The organism is Marinobacter sp. B-21, from assembly GCF_056857895.1.
Map to the genome: position 1 here is coordinate 293,929 of NZ_JBSXNZ010000085.1, position 8,420 is coordinate 302,348.

Sequence of the window (8,420 nt, forward strand, 5' to 3'; positions counted from 1 at the left end):
CGTGAGCCTCTGGCTTACTGGTCCGGCAGCTCGGCGTTGTGGAACACATTCTGCACATCGTCCAGTTCGTTCAGCATATCCAGGAATTTTTCGAACATGGGGATGTCATCGCCTTCCACCGGTGTGGTGGTCTTGGGCAGGAACTGGATTTCGTCCACCTCAAAGTCGATGCCTTCGATTGCGTCTACCAAAGCCTGACGCGCCTTGGCATATTCCGTGTTTGGCGTGAAAACCGTAATCAGGCCGTCCTCGTTTTCAATGTCGGTCACGTCGACGTCCGCTTCCATCAGTGCTTCCAGAACGGCTTCCTCATCATCGCTCTTGAACGCAAAAATGGCACTGTGATCAAACATGTGGGCAACGGTGCCCGGGGTGCCGATCTTGCACTTGGTCTTGGTGAAGGCCAGGCGCACGTCGCCAAAGGTGCGGTTAGGGTTGTCAGTCAGGCAGTCCACAATCACCATGCAGTTGCCCGGTCCGTAGCCTTCGTAGCGGGCAGGGGAGTAGTCTTCACCAGCGCCACCCCGGGCCTTCTCAATTGCCTTCTCGATAACGTGGGAGGGTACCTGGTCTTTCTTTGCACGGTCGATCAGGCCACGAAGTGACAGGTTGCCATCCGGGTCTGTGCCGCCGGATTTGGCGCTCATGTAAATCTCGCGTCCGTACTTGCTGTAGACCTTGGTTTTTGCCGCAGCCGTCTTGGCCATGGACTCTTTACGGTTCTGGTAGGCTCTGCCCATATGCGCTGCCTCTTGGTTCTCTGGAAAAGGCCGGATTTTACTCAACATTGCCGGCTGGTGACAGGGTTATTTCGATTCGGGCAGAGACTCCGTTTCAGGTTATACGCGATCAACCGGCCTGCGATAATTGTCGCGGGTCAATGCTCTGACATCCCTCAAGTGACGATTTCTCAAGTGACGATTTGTTGTCGCCGGCCTTCAGGCCAACCGGGGTACCCGTTTGATTCCGCGGCGAATGCCCTGTTCAAGGGCCGTACGCACCACTTTTCCGGTAAACGGCACAATGTCGTCAAAAGAGATGGTGTAGTTCACCCGGGTCTTGCCTTCCGGCGTGTCCTCAAACCGGATCCGCCCCAGATGATTCCGGATCGGGCTCATACTGGTGATGGTGTACTCAATCAATGAATCCGGCTCGAAATTGGTGACTGTCTCTTCCAGGCCTACCGGCCCGATGCCAATCTTGCGGACCGAGCCGATGCCATTCGGGTCGGCCTGGTGGCTGTCCCTGATGCGTTTGGCCGGCGCACCCAGAAGTTTGCCAAAACGATGGTGATCGGCAAACAGGGCAAACACCTTTCTTCGGGGCAGGTCAAAGGTTTCATCAATTTCAATCCTGTACATGGCCATGGGCTCACTCTTTCTATCCATTTATCGGCCAAGACTAACCCTTTGGCTTCTGCAACAAAAGTCGTAGCAGGCGGCAGGTTTCAATCTGGCCCGGAGTGCCCGGTCAGTGCCGCGCGGTATGCCGGTAATCCCGGGGTGACTGGCCCATAACCTTTTTGAAAAGCCGGGAAAAATAATAGGCGTCGTCGTACCCGAGGCGCCGGCTGATGTCGGCAAAGCTCAGGCTGCTGGTGTCCAGCATCTGGCAGGCCCGTTCCACTTTCAGGTGCAGGAAGTGCCGGATAGGGGAGGTGCCGGTCTGCTCCCGGTAACGGGTGGCGAAATGGGCCGGGGACAGGCCGGCAAGGTCTGCAAGCTGCTCCAGGCTGATGCGTTCGTCCAGGTGTTCACGCATATAGTTGTGGATGGTTTCCAGTTCCGCCTGCCGCTCATGACCGGTCTCATCCGCGTTGATTGGGACTGCTGCCATTAGTTGCCGGAGCCGGTTGGCGGCGTGGATCAGCCCGCGAGCCCGGAAACCGGTCTGGCGTACCGATAACAGGCCGTTAAAGTCCACCAGCAGGCGTGGCTGGCGCCCCAGGTGGCGAATGCGGGTTGGGTCGTCAAACCCCATGTAATGGCGGAAATCCTCCGCCAGTGGCCCCGTGTAATGAACCCAGTGAATGGTCCAGGGATTGTCTGGATCAGCGGTATAGCGGTGGCTGGCTCCCGCCGGCAGAAGCAGCAGGTCACCGGCTTCCACGGTGTAGGGCTCGCCCCGGACATTCAGGAATGCCTTGCCTTCGGTGCAGTAAATCAAAAGATTGTCGTGGTGGTGTTCCCGGTGCATGTGATGGCCCATGGCCCGGCGGTAGTGGCCGAAGGCCAGGGGGTATAGGTCCCGGGTAAGTGGGTGGCTGGCCAGGAGCCGAATGATTGGCTCAGGTACCACATATCGAATGCTGTCTTTGGGCACCGGCCACTGCGAGGTTTGAGTCATGTCTGGTGTCGCCTGGGTTTCATATATCGAAATATAGTCCATTACGGGCGAAATTTAGTCAATCGCCCTCTCGCCGTACCCGTGCTAGTCTTTGGTTAAACGTGGTCGGAACCCAACGGGTTTCGGCTGGCTTCCCGCACAACAACAAACAGGGATATCAACATGAAAAATGTGCCGCTGTATCTCGCAGGTGAATTCGTCCAGAGCAACACCAGTGACTGGATTGATGTCACCGACCCCGCGACCAACGAAGTGATCGCCAAGGCGCCGTGCACCACCGATGCGGAAATGCGCAAGGCCATCGAAAGCGCCGGTGAAATGTTCAACACCTGGAAAGAAGTGCCAGTCTCCGAGCGTGCCCGGGTCATGCTGCGTTATCAGGCCCTGCTGAAAGAACATCATGACGAGATCGCCGAAATCCTCTCCAAGGAAACCGGCAAGACTTTTGATGACGCCAAGGGCGATGTCTGGCGTGGTATCGAAGTGGTTGAACACGCCGCCAACGTCGCCTCCCTGATGATGGGCGAGACCGTTGAAAACGTGGCCCGTGAAGTGGACACCCATTCCTGGATCCAGCCGCTGGGTGTTTGCGCGGGTATTACACCATTCAACTTCCCGGCCATGATCCCGCTGTGGATGTTCCCGATGGCCATTGCCTGCGGTAACACCTTCATCCTGAAACCGTCCGAACAGGACCCGCTGACTCCCATGCGCCTTGCCGAGCTGTTTGAAGAAGCCGGCGCGCCCAAGGGTGTTCTGCAGGTGGTTCACGGTGGCAAGGAGCAGGTAGACGTGCTTCTGACCGACCCGGCCATCAGGGCCGTTTCCTTCGTGGGTTCTGTGCCTGTCGGCCGTTATATCTATGAAACCGGCACCCGCAACATGAAGCGTGTGCAGAGCTTCGCCGGCGCCAAGAACCACATGGTCATCATGCCGGATGCCGACAAACAGCAGGTACTCAACGCCCTGGTGGGCGCTTCTGTTGGCGCCGCCGGCCAGCGATGCATGGCGATTTCCGTGGCCGTCTTCGTGGGCGAGGCCCAGCAGTGGATTCCGGAGCTGAAGGAAGCCATGGCCAGGGTTCGTCCCGGTGCCTGGAATGACGCCGGCGCCAGCTATGGTCCGGTGATTTCCGGCAAGGCGAAAGATCGTATCGAATCCCTCATTGCCACCGGCGAGGCTCAGGGTGCCAACCTGCTGCTGGATGGCCGTGGTTGCACCGTCGATGGCCTGCCTGATGGCAACTGGGTTGGTCCCACGCTGTTCTCCGGTGTGACCACGGAAATGGACATCTACAACGAGGAAGTCTTCGGCCCGGTTCTGTCCTGTGTTGAGCTGGACAGCCTGGGTGAGGCGATTGAGCTGGTTAACAAGAGCCCATACGGTAACGGTGTTTCCATCTTCACCAGCTCCGGTGGCGCTGCACGCCGGTTCCAGCATGAGATCGATGTAGGCCAGGTCGGTGTAAACATCCCCATTCCGGTGCCCCTGCCGTTCTTCTCGTTCACCGGTTGGAAGGGCTCCTTCTATGGTGATCAGCACGCCTACGGCAAGCAGGCGGTTCGCTTCTACACCGAAACCAAAACGGTTACTTCCCGCTGGTTCTCCAGTGAGGCGACGAGCTCGGAAGCCAACTTCTCTATCCAGTTGCGTTAATTGCGTTGAAGGTGGGGTATTTGGGCCGGAATCCGTTTCCGGCCCCTTGTTGTTCGCCCCTTTCAATGCCAAGCCTCTTTTATCTGGAGCGTAACGATGGACTTTAACCTCACTGAAGACCAGCAGGCGTTTCGCGAGGCGGCCCGGGCGTTTGCGGAGAAAGCCATGGCGCCGTACGCGGCAAAGTGGGACGACGAACATATCTTTCCGACGGATGTGCTCAAAGAAGCCGGAGAGATGGGCTTTATGGGCATGTACACCCCGGAAGCCCTTGGCGGCATGGGCCTGTCACGGCTGGACACCTCCGTTATCGTGGAAGAGCTCGCCGCGGCCTGCCCCTCAACGGCTGCATTTATCACCATCCACAATATGGCCACCTGGATGGTTGCCAGCTTCGCCTCGGACGACCTAAGACAGGAAATCGTGCCGAAACTGGCCAGCGGCGAATGGCTGGCGTCCTACTGCCTGACCGAACCGGGCGCCGGTTCAGACGCTGCCAGCCTTCGTACCAAGGCAGTCCGGGACGGCGACAGCTATGTGATTAACGGCAGCAAGGTATTTATCTCCGGTGCCGGCGCCACCGATATCCTGGTGCTCATGGCCCGCACCGGGGCGCCGGATTCCGGCTACAAAGGTATTTCCACCTTCGTGATTCCTGCAGACGCCGATGGCGTTTCCTATGGCAAGAACGAGGAGAAAATGGGGTGGCACAGCCAGCCAACCCGGATGATCAGCCTTGAGAACGTGCGCATCCCGGCCAGCAACCGTGTGGGCGAGGAAGGCGACGGTTTTGCCATTGCTATGAAAGGCCTGGATGGCGGGCGCCTGAACATCGCCACCTGTTCCCTCGGTGGTGCCCAGGCAGCCCTGCTGCGGGCCCGTAATTACATGCACGAGCGCGAACAGTTCGGCAAACCGCTGGCCGCGTTTCAGGCCCTGCAGTTCAAACTGGCCGACATGGGCACCAATCTGGTCGCAGCACGGCAGATGGTTCGCCTGGGTGCCTTCAAGCTCGATAACGCCGATCCGGAAGCAACCCTGCATTGTGCCATGGCGAAACGCTTCGCCACCGACGCCTGCTTTGAGGTGGTCAACGAGGCCCTGCAACTGCACGGCGGTTATGGCTATATTCGCGAATACCCGCTGGAGCGTTACCTGCGCGATTTGCGAGTGCACCAGATTCTGGAAGGCACCAACGAAATCATGCGCCTGATTGTCGCCCGCCGTCTGCTCGAGGACGGCGTGGCGGAAGCCATTCAGTAGGCATAAAGACGGGGTCAGATGAAAGTTCATCTGACCCCATTTTCAGAACGGGAGAATACGATGAGCGATCTGATTCAGCTCGAAAAACGCGGACACATTGCAATACTGACCATCAACAACCCCCCGGCCAACACCTGGACCCGGGATTCCCTGATTGCCCTGATGGACAGGGTTGGTGAACTCAACGAAGACCGAAACATCTTTGCCCTGGTAATGACCGGGCAGGGCGAGAAATTTTTCTCCGCCGGTGCCGACCTGAAAACCTTCGCCGACGGTGACAAGGCCCGGGCCAATGAAATGGGCCAGTTGTTTGGTGAGGCGTTTGCGACTCTCAGCCGATTCCGGGGTGTGTCAATCGCGGCGGTGAATGGCTACGCCATGGGTGGCGGCCTGGAGTGCGCCATGGCCTGCGATATCCGTATTGCTGAGGAGCATGCCCAGATGGCCTTGCCGGAGGCGTCCGTGGGCTTGCTGCCCTGTGCCGGTGGTACCCAGAACCTGCCCTGGCTGGTGGGTGAAGGTTGGGCCAAACGCATGATCCTGTGTGGCGAGCGCGTCAATGCGGATACCGCCCTGAGAATCGGCCTGGTTGAGGAAGTGGTGCCTTCGGGTAAGGGGCTTGAAAAGGCCCTGGAGCTGGCGGAAATGGCCTGCAAGCAGAGCCCGTCTTCCACTGCCCGCTGCAAGACCCTGGTGATGAGCGCCCGCGACGGTCGCAGCCATGACGACGGCTGGCGTATGGAACGGGAACTGTTTGTAGAGCTGTTCTCCACCGAAGACCAGAAAGAAGGCGTGAATGCGTTTCTTGACAAGCGCAAGCCGGAATGGAAAAACCGCTGAGGCCGGCGCCCTGAACCCTGGCTCAAGGATCTGTTATGAGTGATCACCCCATTATCTTTGAAGAGTGGAAAACAGGCGACGGCGCGCTGATTGCCGTGGCCCGGCTGAACATGCCGAAGACGCTGAACTCGCTGTCTCTGGAGATGATTCGCCTGCTGACACCGCAGTTGAAGCGGTGGGCAGAGGACCCGGCCATTCAGGCAGTCTGGCTTGAAGCCGAAGGCGATAGGGCGTTCTGTGCCGGTGGCGACATTGTCGCCCTGTATCGCAGTATGACCGAGCCCCAGGCTGCCAGTGAAGGTGAGGCGTTCTTCACCGAGGAATACGAGCTGGATTACCTGATCCATACCTTCCCGAAACCCATTGTTTGCTGGGGCCATGGCGTTGTGATGGGGGGCGGTATGGGCATCATGCAAGGCGCTTCCCACCGGGTAGTGACCGAAGGCTCGAAACTCGCCATGCCGGAAATCAGCATTGGCCTCTATCCGGATGTTGCCGCTGGCTGGTTCCTGAACCGCACCCCAGGCCGTACCGGGATGTTCCTGGGCCTGACCGGTGCCCGCCTTAATGGCGCAGACGCCCTGTTTACCGGCCTGGCGGATCGGTTTATCCGGCACGATCTGAAAGCGGATGTGGTAGCAGAGCTGTGCAAGCGCAACTGGCAGGATGACGAGGCCCACGCCGTGGTTGGCAGTGTGCTCAGACAGTTCGAACGCCACAGTGGTGATGCCATACCGGAATCACCGGTACGTGCCCATTTTGATGAGATTAACCGGGTCACGGATGCCGACTCCCTGGAAGCGACCGTCGACCAGCTGAAAGAACTTTCCGGTGGTGATGGGTGGGTGGCGAAAGCGACCCGTTCCCTAGCTGGCGCCTCACCAACGTCGCTGGCTCTGGTCTGGCACCACCTGCACGGCTGCAAACACGACAGCTTGAAAGAGGTGCTCGATAAGGAACTGGCGCTTTCCCGGAAGTGCCTGACAAAAGGGGAATTCGCCGAGGGTATCCGTGCGCTTCTGATTGACAAGGACCAGCAGCCGCGCTGGCGCTATGCGTCCCTGGCCGAGATGGACAGTGCCTGGATCGACGACTTTTTTACCCGGTAGCAGGCCTGCTGCCGGATTACGCTGCGCTAATCCGACAAGCTTTGACAAGAGAGCTCAGGGCTGCCGATAAGACAAGCCCTACGAATCAAATATAAGAATTAGGAGAAGAGACATGGCAACAATTACCTTCATCGGTCTTGGCAACATGGGCGGCCCCATGGCCAGCAATCTCATTAAAGCCGGCCACGAAGTAACAGTGTTCGATCTTTCGAAAGACGCCGTTGCAGCGCTGGTGTCCGAAGGCGCAAAAACCGCCGACACCGCCCACGAAGCGGCCAATGGCGCCGAGTGTGTCATCACTATGCTACCCGCCGGGCAACATGTGGAAGCCGTGTATCTGGGCGACGATGGCCTGCTGGCCAATCTGCCGGCCGGTACCCTGGTGATTGATTCCTCCACCATCGCGCCGGAAACAGCCCGCGGTGTGGCCGAGGCCGCAAAAGCGAAGGATATTCCGTTCCTGGATGCACCGGTTTCCGGCGGTGTAGGCGGTGCCAGGGCAGGCGCGCTAACGTTTATCTGCGGCGGTGCGGAAGAGACCTTCAGCAAGGCAAAGCCGATCCTGGAAGCCATGGGCAAGAACATCTTCCACGCCGGTGAGCATGGTTCCGGTCAGGTCGCCAAGATCTGCAACAACATGCTGCTCGCGATCCTGATGGCCGGCACCAGTGAAGCCCTGGCTCTGGGCGTGAAGAACGGTCTCGATCCGGCGGTACTGTCTGAAATCATGAAGCAGAGCTCCGGCGGTAACTGGGCGCTGAACGTCTACAATCCCTGGCCGGGTGTGATGGAAGGCGTGCCGGCATCCCGCGGCTATGAGGGCGGCTTCCTGGTAAACCTGATGAACAAGGATCTGGGTCTGGCTTTCGACAACGCGGTGAAGAACCACGCGGCGATCCCCATGGGCTCGCTGGCCCGCAACCTGTTTGAGCTCCATGCCGGGCAGGGCAATGGCACGCTGGACTTTTCCAGTATCCAGCGGCTTTACAAACCCGAGTAACGTAAAATCGGGGTCAGATGAAAAGTTCATCTGACCCCATTTTCATCTGACCCCATGTTCAGCCTTCACCACTGGATTTTCTGAACCAGTGCTGGTACTTTCCCCGCCAGTTGTTGTTCGTCAACCCGACCAGGATGTGGTTGGCGTGGAATTCGGGGTCAGATGAAAGTTCATCTGACCCCAACTTCAGGGATTGAAGATATGCC

The 8,420-nt window shown here is 58.6% G+C and carries 8 protein-coding genes; 5 read left to right on the forward strand and 3 right to left on the reverse strand.

What is annotated here, in order from left to right; genetic code table 11:
* Positions 1-14: 14 nt before the first annotated feature.
* The 3 genes from AC13C0_RS16395 to AC13C0_RS16405 all read right to left on the reverse strand — a co-directional run bounded on the left by AC13C0_RS16395 (position 15) and on the right by AC13C0_RS16405 (position 2,346).
* Positions 15-740 carry a YebC/PmpR family DNA-binding transcriptional regulator gene (locus AC13C0_RS16395; protein ID WP_117619883.1) on the reverse strand — a complete coding sequence of 242 codons (726 nt, stop codon included), beginning with the start codon at positions 738-740 and terminating at the stop codon, positions 15-17.
* Between the two features lie 198 nt (positions 741-938).
* Complete coding sequence (locus tag AC13C0_RS16400) at positions 939-1,367, reverse strand: SRPBCC family protein (RefSeq protein ID WP_117619884.1); 429 nt, start codon at positions 1,365-1,367, stop codon at positions 939-941.
* Between the two features lie 103 nt (positions 1,368-1,470).
* Positions 1,471-2,346, reverse strand: coding sequence for an AraC family transcriptional regulator (locus AC13C0_RS16405; RefSeq protein WP_117619885.1), 876 nt, complete (start codon positions 2,344-2,346; stop codon positions 1,471-1,473).
* A gap of 162 nt (positions 2,347-2,508) precedes the next feature.
* Here AC13C0_RS16405 and AC13C0_RS16410 point away from each other — a divergent pair, with 162 nt between their 5' ends.
* From AC13C0_RS16410 to mmsB, 5 genes are all read left to right on the forward strand, one after another.
* Positions 2,509-4,002 carry a CoA-acylating methylmalonate-semialdehyde dehydrogenase gene (locus AC13C0_RS16410; RefSeq protein ID WP_117619886.1) on the forward strand — a complete coding sequence of 498 codons (1,494 nt, stop codon included), beginning with the start codon at positions 2,509-2,511 and terminating at the stop codon, positions 4,000-4,002.
* A gap of 96 nt (positions 4,003-4,098) precedes the next feature.
* On the forward strand, positions 4,099-5,265 hold the full coding sequence (locus tag AC13C0_RS16415) for an acyl-CoA dehydrogenase family protein (RefSeq protein WP_341581483.1): 1,167 nt from the start codon (positions 4,099-4,101) through the stop codon (positions 5,263-5,265).
* A gap of 60 nt (positions 5,266-5,325) precedes the next feature.
* Positions 5,326-6,105, forward strand: a complete 780-nt coding sequence (locus AC13C0_RS16420; protein WP_117620466.1) for an enoyl-CoA hydratase — start codon at positions 5,326-5,328, stop codon at positions 6,103-6,105.
* Between the two features lie 35 nt (positions 6,106-6,140).
* Complete coding sequence (locus AC13C0_RS16425) at positions 6,141-7,214, forward strand: enoyl-CoA hydratase/isomerase family protein (RefSeq protein WP_482954672.1); 1,074 nt, start codon at positions 6,141-6,143, stop codon at positions 7,212-7,214.
* Between the two features lie 112 nt (positions 7,215-7,326).
* Positions 7,327-8,214: a 3-hydroxyisobutyrate dehydrogenase gene (gene mmsB / locus AC13C0_RS16430; RefSeq protein ID WP_117619889.1), complete on the forward strand. Its 888-nt coding sequence runs from the start codon at positions 7,327-7,329 to the stop codon at positions 8,212-8,214.
* Positions 8,215-8,420 lie beyond the last annotated feature (206 nt).